Raw genomic sequence first — 16,915 nt, 5'->3', positions numbered from 1 at the left:
CGCCAATGAAAAAGATACGCTATATTCCATACGGCTACACCATGAGAAATGGTCGAACAGTAATCGCTCAGGAGGAAGCTGCGGTTATTCGTGAGATCTTCAGCTCTTATATCAGCGGCGCCTCTCTCCAGAGCATTGCCGATCTGCTGACTGTTCAAAAAATTCCATACAGTGAGCGAACAGACGTATGGGACAAGGCCCGTATCGCAAGGATCATCAGCAACGCCAAATATATTGGAGAGGGTGAATATGATCCGATCATCGACGAGGAACAATCCGAAGAAGCTGCAGCGGTGAAAACAGCTCGCCAGCGGAATACCTTTAAGAAGAACCTGGAAGGAATCAACCTGCTGCGGGATCGGGTCCGATGTGCAGCGTGTGGGGCGCCCATGCGGCGCCGGGTAAGCAATAAGCATCGAATACGGGAGAGCTGGGAATGCACCAACGCCGATTGTGGAGAGCGCATCCGAATCTCAGACTCGCATCTGCTGGAAAAGGTCACAATCCTAATGAACCGCATCATCGCCAATACCCATCTGCTGCTCCCTCGCCCGAAAAAGCGTAAGGATCTGTCTATGGCAGTACAACAAATCAGCAGAGAAATTGATGCGGAATTGGAACGGGACAATCCCAGCGATGCCCTGATCATCGCCAAAACGGTTGAACTGGCAGGCCAGCTCTATGCGGAAAGCGATGCACAGCTGCAAATCGCCGCATCCATCGCCCGAAAACGGGTGAGCCTGATGACTCCACAGGAGGAATTCAACCCGGCATACTTTGGCGACATCATTGCCTACATTACGCTGGGAAGCGGAGGTCAGGTGATCTTGCATACCAAGACCGACGCAGAGATTGGAGATGATGAGAATGAATGTAACAAAGATACCTAAAAAGACAATAACAGTCATTGAACCCAAGCGTTCTCTGATTGTAAACAAGGAGCAGTACCGCCAGCGCCGGGTCGCTGCCTACTGTCGCGTGTCCACAGACAGTGAGGAGCAACTGACCTCATACACAAATCAGAAAAAAGTGTACACAGAGATGATTGCTGCAAAACCAGAATGGGAATTCGCCGGCCTGTATGCAGATGAAGGAATCTCGGGTACGCGAGCGGATAAGCGTCCTCAATTCCAGAAAATGATCAATGACTGTCTGGCAGGGAAAATAGATTATATTATCACAAAATCCGTATCCCGCTTCGCACGAAACACGGTGGACTGCCTGGATCATGTCCGAATGCTGAAAGCAAGAGGCATTGGTATCTACTTCGAGGAGCAAAATATCGATACCCTTCAGATTGACAGCGAGCTGTATCTGGTCATCTATGCCGGCTTCGCACAGTCCGAATCGGAAAGCATCAGCAAGAATGTCACTTGGACCTTCCGAAAGCGATTTCAGGATGGCAAGCCCATATTCAACTACAAGTGTCTGCTTGGATACCGAAAGGGCCCGGACGGGGAACCGGAAATCGTCCCCGAGGAGGCCATCATTGTGGAGCGAATCTTCAATATGTATCTGGCAGGAGAAACGGTTAATCGAATCTCAGCCAAACTCAGAGAAGAAAATATCCAGATACCTGGGAAACGGTTCTCCTTCTCTGCGAGTATGATCAAAGGTATCCTCCGAAATGAACGATACTGCGGAGATAGCATCCTTCAAAAGACGGTCACGATCGACTGTATCAGCAAGATTCGCCGCAAAAACATGGGGGAAGCCCCATGTACTATGTGCAGAACAGCCATGTCGCTATCATCAGCCGGGAACTCTTTCACAAAACGCAGGAAGAACTTGCCCAACGGATGAACCGTGAGCCAAACTCCACCAAAACGGCAACCACAGCCACAGGGAAATACTCCCGGTATGCACTGTCCAATGTGATGATCTGCGCCGAATGCGGAAGCCGCTATAAGCGCGTGACCTGGACATCCCGAGGAAAAAAGCGGGTTGTTTGGCGCTGCATCAGCCGCTTGGATTATGGAAAGCGATACTGCAAATCCTCTCTTACAGTAGATGAGGACGCACTCCACGCAGCTATCGTCCGCGCAGTCAACCGCTTCAATGAGCAAGACGAAGCTACCTACCTGGCACTTATGCGGGCAACCATCGGTGAAGCAATTGGCCTGAACGGAGGAACCGATGAAATCGACCTGCTTCGCAGGAAGATCGATGGGCTGAATCGGAAAATGGTGTCCATCATCAATGAGAGTGTGGAAAGCGGAGAAGGCATCGAAAGCCATGAGGCTGAATTTAAAGAGCTTTCCGATACCATCGAACTACTGCAGGGGCGTATCAAAAAGCTGGAAGAAGCCCTCCTCTCCGATCAGGAAAATGACAGCCGCATCCTTCAACTGCAGCAAATCATCGCAGACCGTTCAACGAGGAAGATGGAATACGATGATACCATTGTCCACCAGATGATTGAATGCGTAAAGGTGTACCCTGACGGCAGACTGGACATCATTTTCGGAGGAGGGTACCTCATCGAAGAAAAGCTCGACAACGCAAGTTGATAACTTCAAATATAATTGACATAATCGCAGAAATAATATAGTATAATCTATGTTAGGAGGCGATTGTGCATGGCGAAAAAAGCAGCGGTCATCATGCCGAAGACCAGGGAGATCCTGGAGCAGATGGGAGAGCAGATCCGCCTGGCCCGCTTGCGCCGAAAGCTGAGTCTGGAACTGGTGGCAGAGCGGGCTGGGATCAGCCGGGCCACCCTCATCTCCATTGAGAAGGGCGCGCCCACCGTATCGATGGGCTCCTACGCCGCTGTGCTGCACGCACTGAACAATATGGACAGCGATCTGCTGCTCATCGCGAAAGATGATGTATTCGGCAGGAAACTGCAAGATTTGGCGCTGCCCACCAGAAGGCGGGCGCCCAAGAAAGGAGAGTAGCCAATGGCCCAAGACGAACGCACGATTTTTGTGTATGAAAATTGGCGAGGAGAGAATCCCAGTCTGTTAGGAAGGCTGCGCTGCGGGTTTGTCCGTGGACAGGAGACCTTCTCCTTTGAGTATGACCCGGACTGGCTGTCATCTGCCGACAGCTCGTTTTCGCTGGACCCGGATCTGGCCCTCTACCGGGGGCAGCAGTATGTACCGCTGGACAAGCGGTTGTTCGGGTTGTTTGCCGACTCCTGCCCGGACCGCTGGGGCCGCCTGCTGATGAAGCGCAAGGAGGCCATCGACGCCAGGAAAGAAGACCGGAAGCCCCGCAAGCTTGCCGAAAGCGATTTCCTGTTGGGGGTCTATGATGAATCCCGCATGGGAGCGCTGCGGTTCAGTCTGGAAGAAGGGGGAGCGTTTCTCTCCAATGATAAGGCGTTCGCGACACCCCCCTGGGTGAATCTTCGGACGCTGGAAAATGCCTCTATCGCATTTGAGAATGACGAAAGCGGTTTGAATGAAAAATGGCTGCGGGAACTTCTGGCGCCCGGTTCCTCTCTAGGGGGAGCCAGACCCAAAGCCACGGTCCAGGCGGCGGATGGCGCCTTGTGGATCGCCAAGTTCCCATCCAAGCATGATGAGTACAACAGCGGCGCATGGGAGAAGGTCGTGCATGACCTGGCACGGCTGTGTGGACTGGATGTTCCCCAGTCCAAGCTGGAGACCTTCTCCAAGACTGGCAGTACCTTTCTGGTCAAGCGCTTTGACCGGGAGGGCAGCCGGCGCATTCACTTTGCCTCCGCCATGACTTTACTGGGTAAGACCGATGGGGCCTCTGCAGCGGACGGGAGCAGTTACCTGGATCTGGCGGCGTTTATCCGTGCCAACGGGGCATCGCCCCGACAGGATCTGGCCGAGCTGTGGAAGCGGATCGTGTTCAGCATGGCGGTGTCCAACACCGATGATCACCTGCGCAATCACGGATTCCTCCTGAGCTCCACCGGCTGGCGGCTGGCTCCCCTCTATGATGTGAACCCTGTCCCCTCCGGAGATCGGCTCTCCCTCAATGTGAACGAATTCGACAACACCATCGACCTGGAACTGGCGCTGGAGGTGGCCGATTACTTCGGCCTGTCCCCCATAGAGGCAGAGCAGACGGCGGCGGATATCTGTAAAACCGTATCCGGCCACTGGGAGCAACTGGCTGGGCAGTATGGCCTGAGCCGGGGTGCGGTGGAATACATGCGGCCCGCCTTCTCTCTCCGGCCATAAAATGACAAACGGACGATTCCTGCGGGAACCGTCCGTCTGTTTATTCCTGACACTCTTCCACAGTGGAGTCATCGTTTTCGTCTTCTGCCATTTCGATGTCCAGCGCCTCATTATTCCCCACATTCTTCTCGTAAAGCCGGGTCCATTTGAGGGGGTATTTGCACTTGCGATTGTAGGCGAGAAGCATTGCCTCGGCATATCCCATGGATCCGGGGCGCCGTTCTTTGGCTGTTCTCGACAGAAGTTTGACCGACATTTCCCCTACCTTTTCCTTAAAAGTTCATCTTTCAAACTGTCGCCAAAGGTGTAGATCAATCGGGCGATTCCGTTGAGCATATTGGCGGAGAGGGAATTCATATCGCCTTCCCATGTACCCACACAAAGCCGGAGCGTTCGGTCAAGCACATGATAACCAAACCGTTCATATATGTTTTCAAGCGTGGAAACAGCGCAGACTACGCCGTAGTTCCTTACCTGACCGATGGAAAGAGAATAGGACTCCACCAAATCTTTAATGATCAGCTGTTCCTGATTCCCGGCCTCCACATTTGCCATAAATACTTCGTATGGTTTGAGCGGCTTTACAAACTTCATCTGGTTGGCGAAGATATCCGCCTCGTGTTCGTAGTTCAAATCATCGTAGATCATACACCAGACGGGTGTTTCGCGAGAACCGGAGGCCAATGCGACGATCTCTACCGTGTGTTGTCCATTGAAAACATAGTTGACTCCGTTTCGACGGCTGATCTTTACAGGATTGATCTGGTACAGATCAAAATGAGCTGCGGCATTCAGCACATGCTGTTCAGAAATATTACGCTGGTACTCCTGATTGGATACGAGGTTCTTGATGGGAATCTGTTCAAAGTGGACATTTGGTACAAACATACTATAATCTTCCATTAGGATTCCCCCTCAATTGCATGGAGCATCTCCCGAATTTTACCTTCCAATTCTGTCAACGCAGTCAAGAGGTTTTGTTTTGCCGCAGGTGAAATTTCCTCCAGGCGCGCCGTGGTTTTTGTGCGGTCAATGGAACTCATCCAGGAAGGAATGGTCAGCGTAAGCCCGGCGACCTCAGCATCCGGGTCATAGGCAGGCATTGTTTTAATTGCCGGTTGTTCCGATACCGGTGCGATGGATTTCACTGCAGGCTCAGAATGGAGGTTCCTCCTTGATTCGCTGTACCGAGCAAAGGCATAGGGATTTTTACCTATTTTTCTGCTGAGTTCTTTCAGTTCCTCGGGTTCCATTTCCGCCAATGCAATGATGTTCTCAAACGATATCTTATAGGTCCCGGAAAGAATATGTGGAACCAGCTCTGGCGCGACTTGAGCGATGGCATCCAAAGCTGCGCTATACTTTGCATATTTTTGAACGGTTGCGCCGGACACATGATGCTCCTTTCCCAGCCGTGCGGCTGTTCTTCTCCCGCTTTCTTCGTCGATGGGGCGCCCACGCCCCGCAGCTATGTGTGGGTTTGGCCGGTACTGATTATATCCATTCCCGTTTCGCCGCGATTTCTTTTCTGCCTCATATTGCTTTCCAATCAGGTATTTCTTGGTTTCTTCTGAAATGTTGCGCCGGCCAAGCTGATTGGCGCAGATCCATGCGATGGCAGCATCTCGATCCGGAAAGTCTAATTCTTTTATCCCGTAAGGAATGTGCATCTTGTTGCATATCTCGTAGCGGTTGTGACCATCGACAATCGTCTCGTTCCAGACGATGAGATCTTCCCGGCAGCCTTCCATGACCAAATTCAGCTCAAGCTGCCGATACTCCTCCCTGCGGAGCGGTCGGATGAGGTTTTTGAATTCCGGATCGATCTTGAGTTGCTTAAATCCCTTCTCTGTCATGCAACCTCCTGCGTTCCAGCTGCTTCACCGTCTTAAAAGAAAAATAAGCGACTCGGTTCACCGGATCAATTTCTCCCGATAATTGGTAGTTGAACCGCAAGTCAAAACCACCAACCATCTCAGAAAAATTTTTGATTAGGATCGTGCTGTAAAATTCCACAGACTGCTGAGGCGATTCTGTTAATTTGACTTTATTTGCGGTGCCGCCGGAAATCGGTTTATCTGAGCCGAGTACGGCAATGTATAATTCCTCCGGATTCACCAGAAACTGAATATATGCGGGGCTGCCAAGAAGCCGAAGTGTCTTCTTGTGTATGCGAATTCGGGTTCGCGCAGGATCAAGCGTCAACAGCACTTGTGCGTGATTTTCACTGTTCATGTTCTCGCCCTCCCAAGGCAGACTGCATTGTTTCACTACCAGAGTTCATTTCCCCTGGCTGGTTGGATGCATGTTCGGCACTATGATCACGGAGTCCGTACACAGCATATCCCTCGAAAATATCCACCTGCATGGACTTTTGATGTTCCCGGAACGGAAGTCCAAACTGGGTTTTCCAGCCTTCCGGGAAGACTGGAGTTCGGGAAGACCGAGGCTTCTGACCATCCTTCTGCACCCGTTGGTAGACTTCGGTTGCCGTGAGATCGAATGCAATGAGCCATTCCTCTTTGGAATGGATCACCCGACCAAGAAGCTTATATCGATAATCCAGATTCCAGCCCATCAAGGAAAACACTTTGGCGAAAAAAATCTTACAGGTGATCTGCTTGGGCTTTCGCCGGCCGGAGCCGCTGGTACACCAGGCACAGGCGTCCCGATCTTCTGCCCAGCAAGGACGAATGGCGAGAATCCTTCGCTCCTGATTCACTAATACCTGGACATATTCAACCTGCGGGAACCGATTAAGACAGGCCGCATTCACATAAAACTTATAATTGTTGAACGTTACGGATGGTTCATTGATGTGGGCGAAGAATTCTCGCCGTACCACTTGGTAGCCGTCGTAGTCAAAGTCACCGGCCACTTCCAAGACCTCATCGCAGTTTCCCTTTTCCGGAGAAGCAGCCATCACCACTTCCTCCGGTTCTATGGACGGAATCGAACCGGAATGCCCGTCCTCCAGAGAACGAAGCATTCCGGCAATGACACCGCCACCAGTTTCACGACTTTCCTCAATCATTTAGGGTTCCTCCTTCCCGTGCTGGCCGAACTCCTGCCGGATATAGTCACGCAGTACATCAAATCCTGTTACATGGAGTTTCTGCCCGATTTCATAGAGCTGTCCCTCCATTCGGATCTTCCAGTCCTCCTCACTCTGCTCGCAGACAGGAGGAAAGGAATGCTGATGGATATAGTACTGTTTTCCGAAAGAGCCGATCCATTCCTCTGGCACAGCCCGCACCCGCTTGCCAGAGGTAGACAGCGGCTGCATAGCATCCGCCGCGCCAGATTCCCCTGGTTGGCTGGAGAGCAGATAGGATTTGATAAACGCCTCCGCATCATTAATATCGAAAATATACGCTGATTCACTGTGGCTTTGAAAAAGCCGTCCGGCAATCCGATACTTTAAATCCTGGCTCCAGCCGAACAGCTGAAAAAGCGTTTCCATATAAGCCGCACCTGCGATCTCTCTGGGCTGGTACTTCCCATCCACCAGTTTGGAGAACAAGACGGCATTGCGGTTGCCTTTTCCCGCTGTGCGGACAGCGAACTTCATCTCCACTGGGTTGACCAACAGCTCCACATGGTTGTCCTTCCCAAAGGCACGAACACAAGTCGTGCTGAATTTGATCCGCTTATCTTGAAACAGCACATAAGGACGGTGGTAATTATCAAAGAATTCGCTGCGGGTAATTTCAAATCCCCGCATATCAAAATCTCCAGGAGCCAGGGTGACGCTCGAAAGAGGCATTTTTTCTTCCGACTGTTCATCGGGTGGCCGGATACTGGCGGAAGCTTGAAAGTAATCCGCAGGTTTGAATCCGGCCCAGCGCGGGTTGATGGTTACAAAGCCTTTGAGCAGGCCGCTGTCGATCACCCGCAGCTCAGGGAGGATAGAACGATGCCCATACTTGGAGTTGTTCAGAAGATGCTGGACCGCAATGAAGTCATCCCTGGAAACGATCGCCTCATGGTGGTTTCGATAGAGGCTCTGGGGCCGGTCGCCTCGATTCTTTCGGGATTTATGGGTCAGATAGCTGGGCGTATAGGTTTTCCGGGTCAACACATCTCCGCAATGCCGTTCATTTCGAAGCACCTGCACAACGGAATTCGATGTCCACTTGACATTTCCCAGGTAGGTCTTCCGACCCATCTCGGTAAGTGCTGCGGCAATGTCCGCAGAGGAATATCCGTACAGATACATATAAAAGATGAGCTTCACCGTAGGCGCTTCCTCCGGATTGACCACTAGGTTTCCATCCGCATCATGGGAATATCCCAACAGCTTCGGAGTAAGCGGCATCCCGCCGTCCAGACGCATTCGTAGGGAGGTTTCCATGCTCCGGCTTCGGATATGCGACTCCTCCTGCGCCATGGTGGCCTGAAAAGAGAGCGCCATTTGAGAGTCGTCTTTCAGGGAGAAGATGCATTCGCTCTCAAAAAAGACTCCCACGGGGCTTGGCAAATCCGCCAACATCCGTACCATACTGATGCAGTCCACCACATTTCTGGCAAAACGGGACACGCTTTTGGTGATGATCAAATCAATTTTACCGCTGCGGCAGTCAGCAATCATGGCATTGAACTCGTCACGATGCGCAAGGGAAGTCCCGCTGATGCCCTCATCAGCATAGATCCTGACAAGCGTCCAGTTGGGGTGATGCACTACAAAGTCTTCGTAGTACTTCTTTTGCAGCTCATAGGAGGTCGCCTGCTGGACATTGTCTGTGGAGACACGGGCATACACGGCAACCCGCTGTTCAATGTCGCTGTCGTAGAAATCAATAGGCTTTTTTGCGGGAATGAATTCGTAGTTCTCCGGGTCTACCGGCCTATGGGTTCGCCGCCGAGCCTTTTCTCTTTGTTCTGCTTTCCGTGTGCGTGAGGCGTGATCAATCATGCAGCATTTCCCTCCGGGTTTCGTCATCGGGGAGGATCTTCCAATCGGCATCGGGAAAGAAGTATGGATCGTGCAGATCTTCCCGATAATAGGAAGCCATCGTGTAGATATCCTCAGAAACAAAGTAAATACCCACCGGTTTGCGCAGCGCCGCAAGAAGCCGGGCGCAAAAGGAGAGTTCCGACAGCTTTTTGGAAATGTTGCTTGCCTTCTGGGTGATAATCAGATCGACTCGTTCCTCAAAGCAGTCCTGAAGAAGCCTTGACCATTCTGGAGCGCTTTCCATATTAGGTGCGGTGCTTCCCTCATCCACATAGAAACCAACAAATTCCCAGCTTGGACAGAGAGCCAGGTCATTTAAAAATCGCGCTTTATGGGCAGAGAGATAATCTTCATACTGCGTCTGGTTGAAATAGCGAATATACACAGCCACCTTATAGTGGTTTTTCGGAAGCGGACGCTCGCGCCGGATACTTCTCAACCAGTTGCGATGCTCTGCCACAAGGGCGGTTCTTTCCGCCTCATCCTCCAGCAGAAAATGGAACGAGGGCACAACCTCCTGTTCTGCTTCTTGATGCGGAATGGCCAGCTCAGACATATTTGATCCCCCTGTATAATTTCTCTTCCAGGCCATTATATAATCCGCAGACTAATAATAAAATCGACCAGAAGTCAACTCTGTGACTTCTGGTCAATAGACGAGAAAAAAGAAGCGAGCCGGCAACGCCAGCCCGCAACTTCTCAGATCGTATCATCCCGTTTTGCCATCGTAGATTTCAGTTCCCGAACAATCTTCAGGATGGAATCCAGTTCCTTGGGGGAGCAATCAGCCAACAACTCGTCAAACTCACTTTGGTAGAGGCTTCTCACTTCCGGCACATCCGGACGAAGCAAGGAATCCGCGGATACCTGCAGGACTTCTATGATGCGGATGAAGGATTCCAGCTTCATACTCGCCTTGCCATTTTCAATATTGCTAATGTGCGGCAATGAAATATTGGCCTTTGCCGCAAGGTCAGCTTGGCTCATCCAGCGGCTGAGCCGGGCTTCTCGGATGCGGGAGCCGATCAGCTGGTTTTCGCTCAAATCATGTTCCGCCATCAGCTCCCCCCCTTTTTGAATATATTCTCCAGATTATCTATTTCTAAGAGTATATCAACTTGAGGTGAAATTGATATAAGGCACAGTTTATGATATAAGCCTGACAATATAATAAGACTGCAAATTTTTTTGGAGGTCTTATTATGAGCCTAAATTACAAAGTACTTGGAAAACGCATCAGAGAAGTCCGCAAGAGAAACGGCCTTTCTCAGGCGACACTTGCCGAACGAGTGGACAAAACGCCGTCTTACATCAGCTACATAGAGAGTGGGATCAAAAGCATGAGCCTTGATACATTTGTTCTCATCTCCAATGCGCTCGATGCATCGCCAGACCGGTTGTTGATGGAACAAGTCACCAGCACAAAGCGGTGTGCCAGCGAAGAGATGACCCGTCTCCTTTCGGATTGCACCCCCAATGAAATTCTGATTCTGTTGGATGTCTTAAAGTCTCTGAAAACATCCCTGAAAGAACACCGGCGTCAATGAGGCAGACCGGGCCCCCTTGATTTTACAGCTACAAACTGAGAAAACAAATCGACCGGAAGTCATTCATTTTGACTGCCGGTCGATTTTTGCCTGTAAAAGTGTATATGTTTTTGAAGCAGTGAATATGTTTTCGAAAAGTCCAAGATATATACCGCCCAAGTTGGTATAATGAGAAAAAGAAAGGTGGAATGACCAATGATCTATTACACGGGCGATATCCACGGAGCCCCCCGTGAGATCGTGGAATTTTGCTGCCGCAAGGAATTGACGGAACAGGACACGCTCGTTCTGCTTGGGGATGTGGGGGCAAATTATTTTCTGAGCCGTCGAGACACGGAACTGAAGAAGTGTCTCGATACTTTGAAACCGACGATCCTCTGCATCCATGGAAATCATGAAGCACGCCCGGCCAACATACCAACCTACCAAACGAAGGTATGGAATGGCGGGACAGTCTGGGTAGAAGAATCCTTCCCCCGTCTGCTGTTTGCTATGGATGGTGAGATCTTTGATCTGGAGGGACTCCGACACTTGGTCATCGGCGGAGCTTACAGTGTAGATAAGTTCTACCGGCTGGCCAGAGGATACGGATGGTGGCCGGATGAGCAGCCTTCCCAACAGGTCAAGGACAAGGTTGTCCAGACGCTGGATGCCTGCGGGTGGCAGATCGATACAGTCCTCTCCCACACCTGCCCTTATCAGTATGAGCCGCGTGAGGCATTCCTTCCAATGATCGACCAAAGTACCGTGGACGACTCTACCGAGAAATGGCTGGAGGAGATCGAGCGGAAACTCAAGTATGGCCACTGGTTCTGTGGGCTCTGGCATATTGATAAGCATATCGACCGGATACACTTCCTCTTCCATAGCGTGGAGGCTGCGCCGCAGCTCTTGATGGGAGAACGCATGATAACAGAGGAAGAAAGGCCGGAGTTTGGGAGGAAACAACGCTGAAACTGAGGAGGTGAGCGCCATGAAGGCCCCGGAGATCAAGCACTACATCAACTGGCTGGGCCGGGTGGAATACCGAAATATCAACTGCTCCTTCACCTATGACGAAGCATCCTATGCGGCCATCGACCGGATTTTTCGACTTCTCCACCGGCTGGAGCCAGACCCGGAGAACACCAGCTGGGAACTATGGCTCCGTGCGGCGCGAGGTACCATCGAGGACTTCGGCAGCTTTGAGGAGCTGCGGGAGGACGGCCAGGTGGAGAGCTTTGAGGAGTTTGAAACGTGGTGGCATTCCGAGTTCCCCGAGGAGGTGGAGTGGTTCCACTTCACCGCCTGCGAGAATCAGGAGATTGGGTACCGGGCGGTGTTCGTGGGTCATCGCCATGTGCTGGAAGTGGATGATCGCAGAGAACGTTCCTTCCCCAACGACATCTCCAAATTCACTGCTTGGCTGGAGGAGGCGGTGCGGGACGCCGTTCAGATGGTGGAGACCGGCGATTATCCGGAACTGGTGGAGCGGGAACTGCCCCTATGGCACCGAACCGGGACCGTCCTGCGCCGGGATCTGTGGAGGGTATTCCCTCAGTGGAAAGAGGAGTTCTTCCAGGACTTCTCCCAGCAGGAGATGGAGGAATTTCTCGCCGCAGCGGCAGGATATCCTTTGGAGAAGAACAAGCGGCTCCCATCCATGACCGCAAACGACTTCTATCGCTTCTGTGCCCTGGGCTATCGTGCCATGGGTTACGCCGGAACGGAGAAGCCGGAAAAGGAGCAGTACGCCCTCCACGCTGATGGGCGGGACGAGGGACTGTCCAAGCTGGACGGAGATTCCCCTGAAGCCTTTGCCCGGTGGCTGAAAGAGCGCCCCCGCACCGGCCACCCCTGGGAGGTGTGCCGGGGTGGCAACAGCACCCACATCGACTGCATCGTACACCGGGACGCGCATGGCTACTATCTGGTGGTGGCCGGCCTTGCGGAGAGCCGGACGATTGAGGCGGTCCGCTTCTTCCTGGCGCTTCATCGGGCGGACATTCCAGTATGCATCCAAAGCGCAGAGAAACTGAAAGCCCGCTTGACCGGAGAAGAAAACATCGGCATCGTGCCGGAGGGAGTCTTTCCCGCCTACTGCCACGACAGATTTCCGGGAGAGGGTATCGTCGATTTCATGAATCTGCCTTTGGAGCATCGGGATGAACTTGCAAAATACTGCCGATGGCAGCCGATCCCGCTTCCCAGGCTGAAGAAGGAAGGTGAAATCCCATGATCTTCTTTACCTCTGACCTGCATCTCGGTCACGAAAATTGCATCCGACTTTGCAACCGGCCCTTTTCCAGTATCGAGGAGATGGACGAAACCCTCATCGAAAACTGAAACCGCAAGGTCACAGGGAGGGATACCGTCTACATCCTTGGCGACCTGATCTACCGCAGCCAAAAGCCGCCGGAGGAATACCTGCGGCGGCTGCGGGGGAAGAAACATCTCATCCTTGGGAATCATGACAGGGGATGGATCAGGAGTTGTCAGACAGAACGATTCTTTGAAAGCGTCAATAACCTGCTGTATGTCGCAGACGGGAAGCGGCAGTACACACTTTGTCACTACCCCATGATGTCTTGGCCTCACATCATGCGCTGCTACATGGTCTTTGGCCACATCCACGGCAATACCGACGCGGATTACTGGCCGCTCATCCAGGCAAACGAGAGAATGCTGAATGCCGGAGTGGATGTCAATCACTTCGAGCCGGTCACCTTTGAGGAGATGGAGGCCAACAATCTTCTGTATAAAGGTCAGTCAAAAGCCGGGCTTGAGGTGCAGCCGTGAGACATAAAAAAGGCTTTTATGAGGTGGCTCCTGTAGCCGGTTTCATCGCACGGCAGGACTGGACGCACACGATGGAACGAGCCGAGCGAAACGGCCTCTCTCTCCAGTCCCAAAAAGGAAGCACCGGGCTGCTGTTCTCCGTGAGAATCCTCGCTCCCATTTTAGATGGAGGGCTGCGGCATATCGTTCTGGCAGCGATCCAGTACAGTCTGGGGCGGCACACTTATATGCCTGGCATAGTCGCGGAATTCACCTGCCGGAACCTGAGCCGTCTGGACGAAGCTACCCGTTTCACCGCTGTGGCAGAGATCCGCGCACATTTAAACCGATATGGAGAACAGGAGCCATATCCTCGATTGTGGCACAGCTTGAGTCGTGTGCTCACATCTGGCAAAATCAAAGAAGACGATAGGAGGAAGGAAAGGATGCCGATTTTACAACCTCTGGAAAGCATGGAACGCATCTCACGCCAAGCACTGGCAGATGACCTGGACACCGTGCTGGAAAGGATAAGCCGCGAGGACATTGGGCTGGTGATCACCGAGGAAGGCAAAGATGACCTGGTTCTCTGCCCAGCCTCCTGGTTCAACCTTGACTATGTGGATGACTTTTCCTGTGTCATCAACAGCGCCCTCCGCTATGCCATGCGCAGCGAAGATGAGGAGAGTGCGGCGGTCGTCCAGTATCTTCGTCGCCACTACCAGTTGTTCGATGAAAAGACGCTTTCGGTGGCTGTCGCCGATCTGGAGCGGGAACTGAACCAGCCGATAGTGACCCTCAAGCAGCCGCAGGTCTGGAAGGAGCTCCAGGAGCTGTTCCGGCAGCGACTGGACGAGTTGCGGAAGGAATCTTCGGAAGGCGAGGAAACGCACCATGGATGAAAAGCAATATGAGCTCGTGGAAATCCAAGTAGATGCGGAGCTTCTGGAACAGTTGGAAGCGGTAATCGCCCCGATGGGGCTGACGCCAGAAATGTTGGCTGTGAAGTTCTTCGAGTTCTGCGTCGATCCCGCTACTCAGGAGTTGGCCATCTCCTTGCTTCTGAAATGGAAAGCCGAACAGGAAGCGGAGGGGGAGAATCCGGGAGGGGGACTTTAATGCTGTCCAAGGAAACCTTCTGTGAAGCCCTGCGAAAGATCCAAGCGCAAAAGGATCGAGACGAACAGTTCAGTAAGGCACTCACCCTGATGGGAGACGGACATTTCGTATTTGAGGGCGGAGCACCGCTTCTTGCCGCCTTGCTGGATGTACTGAAGGAAGCGGTCAACGACCAGTACGACTATATCAGCTGGTGGCTTTACGATGCCGCCCCGGACTATGAAGTCTGGACCGATGATGAAAAAACTAAGTGGTGCCTGAAGGAACCGGAAGCCCTGTATGATTTCATCCGGGATGAATGTCAGGGCTGAGTGGTAGCGTCTCCCCAAATTCGTTCAAGGAGGTCAAATCAGATGTCTAAGTGCTGCCTATACTGCCGGGTAGATGGAGCGTCTACGGAAAGCAATCGTCTCGCCATAAACCAGCAGCTCACCGCACTCCGAAGCCTCGCCGGCCAGCTTGGCTTTTCGATTTCCGCAGAGATGCTCCAATATGAGAGCGGCTTGGACGCAAACCGACAGAGCATTCGAACGCTGATCCGTGATGCACGACATGGAGTCTATGACCGTGTGCTGGTGATGAACGGCGACCGTCTGGCTCGTGACGCCGAAGGTTTGGCGGCAATTGGAGAAAAGTTGACCGCAGCAGGAATTCGGGTCTATTGCCCAGATGGCGAAATTGATCTGGCCCCCGCATATTCTCATGGTTATTTCCGGGTGGCAACGATGGAACAGACCATGTGATTGGGAAAAGTTCCCGTCCCACCTCTCTTCCACGGCCAAAGAAAATGCGGTATAATAAAAGAACCACACACACCAGACCGGGAAAGTTGCTCATTCCGGCAGGAAGGAGATGTTGCCATGAGTTCATTAGAGGAAAAGAAAAGTGAGCTTGAGAGGGTCCTTGGGGTATTCCAGAACTACATTGAAGGCTCTGAATTGCTCGATGTGGTCTATTCGAAAAAGTTCGGGTATGTTCTGCTTGGCCTGCCTGCGGCGGATTCCATTGATGACTCCGATGTAACACGACTGGAAGATCCCGAAACATTGGTGAAAGAGATCTATCAGAATCTCGCATACGACTTTATGGAGCAGGAAGGGCACAGCGAGGATTACACGGAAGCCACCAATCTGGAAAAGCGAGCTATCATCTGGCGCATGTATTCAAAGCAGTCACAGGTCTTTCTCCTGTGCACTACATGATCCGATGCCGAATTGGTGAAGCACAAAATCTATTGATTTCCACCGATTACAGTGCCACGCAGATCGCTGCGATCGTTGGTTATTCCAGCGTCCAGCATTTCAATACCATCTTTACTAAACTTGTTGGCCTACCGCCAATCCGTTATCGTAAACAGTATTTGCAAAATCTACAGGGACAGCGCACTCAGTAATCGAACAGCATAATATAACTCTTCCGGTTTATCCTCAAAGTTATACAGCAGATAGTTTGAAAGATTCTTTATACCACTTCCTACAGCAGTACGCACTGATTGCTCATAAATCTCTCTCAGTTTCCAATGATCAAACGCAATACGCAGAGGATAGATGTTTACTTCTGCCAGTTTTTTCATATTGGCTGAAGTGATGAGCCGAGAGTCAATCCCTTGGTTGAAATCTACAATACGTTTACGCTTGGTTGGTTTATGTGTTTTTTCGTACAAAGGGCGCACATACTCGTCTAATTCCAAAATTCTTTCTTTAGATGCGGAGTAATAATTCAGGCAATGAGCTTGCTCCAAACGCATATATAGCTCTGTTTTCTCTGCATCATCTTTTAACTTATCGATAATCTCTTTATAAATAGAAATTGCTTTTCGGATATATGCTCTGTCATTATAAGAATCCCGCAGATTATTGATGGTGACTTCGTATTCATTCGGGGGACTATATGTTGCATCCACACCAAAACCACATTCTTTGATCTCGTCAATAATTTGATCATAGCAATTTGAAGCTAAAACATTATTATCAAGAAGAAGCAAGTCTTTTCTGGCTCCGAATCGCTTATCTGTGTGTTCGATTCTTTGCTTCAAATTGATATAATCGCAATACTGTGGCTCCAGTTTCGGTACAGCGCAGAACTTACACCTGTTTACGCAGCCTCTCGTCATATACGCAAAATATGCGTTGTTGGCCGGGTACACATAATCAATCTCTTCCTAGATTGAATAATCCAAAGGTAGCTCATCAATGATTAGATCATTCCCCTGATCTATGTCACCAGGATGATTAAGTAATACCGGGAGAAATGGAGTTACAGTCCATTTTTACCGAAATGTGTTCTCTGTCACACCTCGCTCAAAGGTGAAGCTGGTGGCCAAGATGCTCAAGGCGATCCACGCTCAGGAGAGCAAGAAAGCCGCCCGAGAA

General features: G+C 51.4%; 24 protein-coding genes and 2 pseudogenes. 17 read left to right on the top strand and 9 right to left on the bottom strand.

Annotated elements, in window-relative coordinates; genetic code table 11:
- Positions 1 to 5 precede the first annotated feature (5 nt).
- The 5 genes from ACTQ34_RS10280 (at position 6) to ACTQ34_RS10260 (ending at position 4,163) form a co-directional block, all read left to right on the top strand.
- Positions 6 to 890, top strand: a complete 885-nt coding sequence (locus ACTQ34_RS10280) for a recombinase family protein (protein ID WP_441363727.1) — start codon at positions 6 to 8, stop codon at positions 888 to 890.
- A complete protein-coding gene (locus ACTQ34_RS10275) occupies positions 868 to 1,803 on the top strand; it encodes a recombinase family protein (protein ID WP_441363726.1) in 936 nt (311 codons plus the stop codon). The genes ACTQ34_RS10280 and ACTQ34_RS10275 overlap by 23 nt, the downstream gene beginning before the upstream one ends.
- Positions 1,719 to 2,510: a recombinase zinc beta ribbon domain-containing protein gene (locus tag ACTQ34_RS10270; RefSeq protein WP_441363725.1), complete on the top strand. Its 792-nt coding sequence runs from the start codon at positions 1,719 to 1,721 to the stop codon at positions 2,508 to 2,510. Before ACTQ34_RS10275 ends, ACTQ34_RS10270 begins: the two co-directional genes overlap by 85 nt.
- Positions 2,511 to 2,603: 93 nt before the next feature.
- The gene (locus tag ACTQ34_RS10265) at positions 2,604 to 2,900 is read left to right on the top strand and encodes a helix-turn-helix domain-containing protein (RefSeq protein WP_441363724.1); all 297 of its coding nucleotides are present in this window, start codon (positions 2,604 to 2,606) and stop codon (positions 2,898 to 2,900) included.
- A 3-nt stretch (positions 2,901 to 2,903) separates the two neighbouring features.
- Positions 2,904 to 4,163 carry a type II toxin-antitoxin system HipA family toxin gene (locus ACTQ34_RS10260; RefSeq protein WP_441363723.1) on the top strand — a complete coding sequence of 420 codons (1,260 nt, stop codon included), beginning with the start codon at positions 2,904 to 2,906 and terminating at the stop codon, positions 4,161 to 4,163.
- Positions 4,164 to 4,203: 40 nt separating this feature from the next.
- Here the strand turns inward: ACTQ34_RS10260 and ACTQ34_RS10255 are convergent, their stop codons facing one another.
- The 8 genes from ACTQ34_RS10255 to ACTQ34_RS10220 form a co-directional block, all read right to left on the bottom strand.
- Positions 4,204 to 4,419: a hypothetical protein gene (locus ACTQ34_RS10255; RefSeq protein WP_441363722.1), complete on the bottom strand. Its 216-nt coding sequence runs from the start codon at positions 4,417 to 4,419 to the stop codon at positions 4,204 to 4,206.
- A 5-nt stretch (positions 4,420 to 4,424) separates the two neighbouring features.
- Positions 4,425 to 5,066, bottom strand: coding sequence for a DUF6551 family protein (locus ACTQ34_RS10250; protein WP_441363721.1), 642 nt, complete (start codon positions 5,064 to 5,066; stop codon positions 4,425 to 4,427).
- On the bottom strand, positions 5,066 to 5,914 hold the full coding sequence (locus tag ACTQ34_RS10245) for a hypothetical protein (protein WP_441363720.1): 849 nt from the start codon (positions 5,912 to 5,914) through the stop codon (positions 5,066 to 5,068). Before ACTQ34_RS10245 ends, ACTQ34_RS10250 begins: the two co-directional genes overlap by 1 nt.
- An 85-nt stretch (positions 5,915 to 5,999) precedes the next feature.
- Positions 6,000 to 6,398, bottom strand: a complete 399-nt coding sequence (locus ACTQ34_RS10240) for a hypothetical protein (protein WP_441363719.1) — start codon at positions 6,396 to 6,398, stop codon at positions 6,000 to 6,002.
- Positions 6,388 to 7,197 (bottom strand): hypothetical protein, encoded by an 810-nt coding sequence (locus ACTQ34_RS10235; RefSeq protein ID WP_441363718.1) that lies wholly within the window; start codon positions 7,195 to 7,197, stop codon positions 6,388 to 6,390. The genes ACTQ34_RS10240 and ACTQ34_RS10235 overlap by 11 nt, the downstream gene beginning before the upstream one ends.
- Complete coding sequence (locus ACTQ34_RS10230) at positions 7,198 to 9,078, bottom strand: recombinase family protein (RefSeq protein WP_441363717.1); 1,881 nt, start codon at positions 9,076 to 9,078, stop codon at positions 7,198 to 7,200. It lies immediately after the preceding gene.
- A complete protein-coding gene (locus ACTQ34_RS10225; protein WP_441363716.1) occupies positions 9,071 to 9,676 on the bottom strand; it encodes a recombinase family protein in 606 nt (201 codons plus the stop codon). The genes ACTQ34_RS10230 and ACTQ34_RS10225 overlap by 8 nt, the downstream gene beginning before the upstream one ends.
- A 143-nt stretch (positions 9,677 to 9,819) precedes the next feature.
- The gene (locus ACTQ34_RS10220) at positions 9,820 to 10,179 is read right to left on the bottom strand and encodes a helix-turn-helix domain-containing protein (protein ID WP_441363715.1); all 360 of its coding nucleotides are present in this window, start codon (positions 10,177 to 10,179) and stop codon (positions 9,820 to 9,822) included.
- Between the two features lie 143 nt (positions 10,180 to 10,322).
- Here ACTQ34_RS10220 and ACTQ34_RS10215 point away from each other — a divergent pair, with 143 nt between their 5' ends.
- From ACTQ34_RS10215 to ACTQ34_RS10165, 11 genes and pseudogenes are all read left to right on the top strand, one after another.
- Positions 10,323 to 10,667: a helix-turn-helix domain-containing protein gene (locus ACTQ34_RS10215; protein WP_441363714.1), complete on the top strand. Its 345-nt coding sequence runs from the start codon at positions 10,323 to 10,325 to the stop codon at positions 10,665 to 10,667.
- Between the two features lie 195 nt (positions 10,668 to 10,862).
- Positions 10,863 to 11,621 carry a metallophosphoesterase gene (locus ACTQ34_RS10210; RefSeq protein WP_441363713.1) on the top strand — a complete coding sequence of 253 codons (759 nt, stop codon included), beginning with the start codon at positions 10,863 to 10,865 and terminating at the stop codon, positions 11,619 to 11,621.
- 19 nt (positions 11,622 to 11,640) lie between these two features.
- A complete protein-coding gene (locus ACTQ34_RS10205; RefSeq protein ID WP_441363712.1) occupies positions 11,641 to 12,885 on the top strand; it encodes a hypothetical protein in 1,245 nt (414 codons plus the stop codon).
- Positions 12,886 to 13,019: 134 nt separating this feature from the next.
- Positions 13,020 to 13,181: pseudogene (locus tag ACTQ34_RS10200) on the top strand (hypothetical protein); the annotation flags it as partial.
- Positions 13,182 to 13,247: 66 nt separating this feature from the next.
- Complete coding sequence (locus ACTQ34_RS10195; protein WP_441363711.1) at positions 13,248 to 13,445, top strand: hypothetical protein; 198 nt, start codon at positions 13,248 to 13,250, stop codon at positions 13,443 to 13,445.
- Positions 13,442 to 14,326: a hypothetical protein gene (locus tag ACTQ34_RS10190; RefSeq protein WP_148337052.1), complete on the top strand. Its 885-nt coding sequence runs from the start codon at positions 13,442 to 13,444 to the stop codon at positions 14,324 to 14,326. The genes ACTQ34_RS10195 and ACTQ34_RS10190 overlap by 4 nt, the downstream gene beginning before the upstream one ends.
- Positions 14,319 to 14,543 (top strand): hypothetical protein, encoded by a 225-nt coding sequence (locus ACTQ34_RS10185; protein WP_087937001.1) that lies wholly within the window; start codon positions 14,319 to 14,321, stop codon positions 14,541 to 14,543. The genes ACTQ34_RS10190 and ACTQ34_RS10185 overlap by 8 nt, the downstream gene beginning before the upstream one ends.
- Positions 14,543 to 14,854, top strand: coding sequence for a hypothetical protein (locus ACTQ34_RS10180; RefSeq protein ID WP_101691777.1), 312 nt, complete (start codon positions 14,543 to 14,545; stop codon positions 14,852 to 14,854). The genes ACTQ34_RS10185 and ACTQ34_RS10180 overlap by 1 nt, the downstream gene beginning before the upstream one ends.
- A 42-nt stretch (positions 14,855 to 14,896) precedes the next feature.
- Positions 14,897 to 15,286, top strand: coding sequence for a recombinase family protein (locus ACTQ34_RS10175; RefSeq protein WP_148337050.1), 390 nt, complete (start codon positions 14,897 to 14,899; stop codon positions 15,284 to 15,286).
- A 117-nt stretch (positions 15,287 to 15,403) separates the two neighbouring features.
- Positions 15,404 to 15,745 carry a hypothetical protein gene (locus ACTQ34_RS10170; protein ID WP_441363710.1) on the top strand — a complete coding sequence of 114 codons (342 nt, stop codon included), beginning with the start codon at positions 15,404 to 15,406 and terminating at the stop codon, positions 15,743 to 15,745.
- Positions 15,742 to 15,936, top strand: coding sequence for a helix-turn-helix domain-containing protein (locus tag ACTQ34_RS10165; RefSeq protein ID WP_441363745.1), 195 nt, complete (start codon positions 15,742 to 15,744; stop codon positions 15,934 to 15,936). Before ACTQ34_RS10170 ends, ACTQ34_RS10165 begins: the two co-directional genes overlap by 4 nt.
- Here ACTQ34_RS10165 and ACTQ34_RS10160 read toward each other — a convergent pair.
- A complete protein-coding gene (locus tag ACTQ34_RS10160; RefSeq protein ID WP_441363709.1) occupies positions 15,913 to 16,578 on the bottom strand; it encodes a hypothetical protein in 666 nt (221 codons plus the stop codon). The genes ACTQ34_RS10165 and ACTQ34_RS10160 overlap by 24 nt on opposite strands.
- A 223-nt stretch (positions 16,579 to 16,801) precedes the next feature.
- On the opposite strand from ACTQ34_RS10160, the pseudogene ACTQ34_RS10155 reads away from it, so the two are divergent.
- Positions 16,802 to 16,915: pseudogene (locus tag ACTQ34_RS10155) on the top strand (transposase); the annotation flags it as partial.

It is taken from the genome of Agathobaculum sp. LCP25S3_E8, from assembly GCF_052117165.1.
Classification (GTDB): domain Bacteria; phylum Bacillota; class Clostridia; order Oscillospirales; family Butyricicoccaceae; genus Agathobaculum.
The sequence above is the reverse complement of the archived record's forward strand: the minus strand, read 5'-3'. Positions and strand labels throughout refer to the sequence as shown.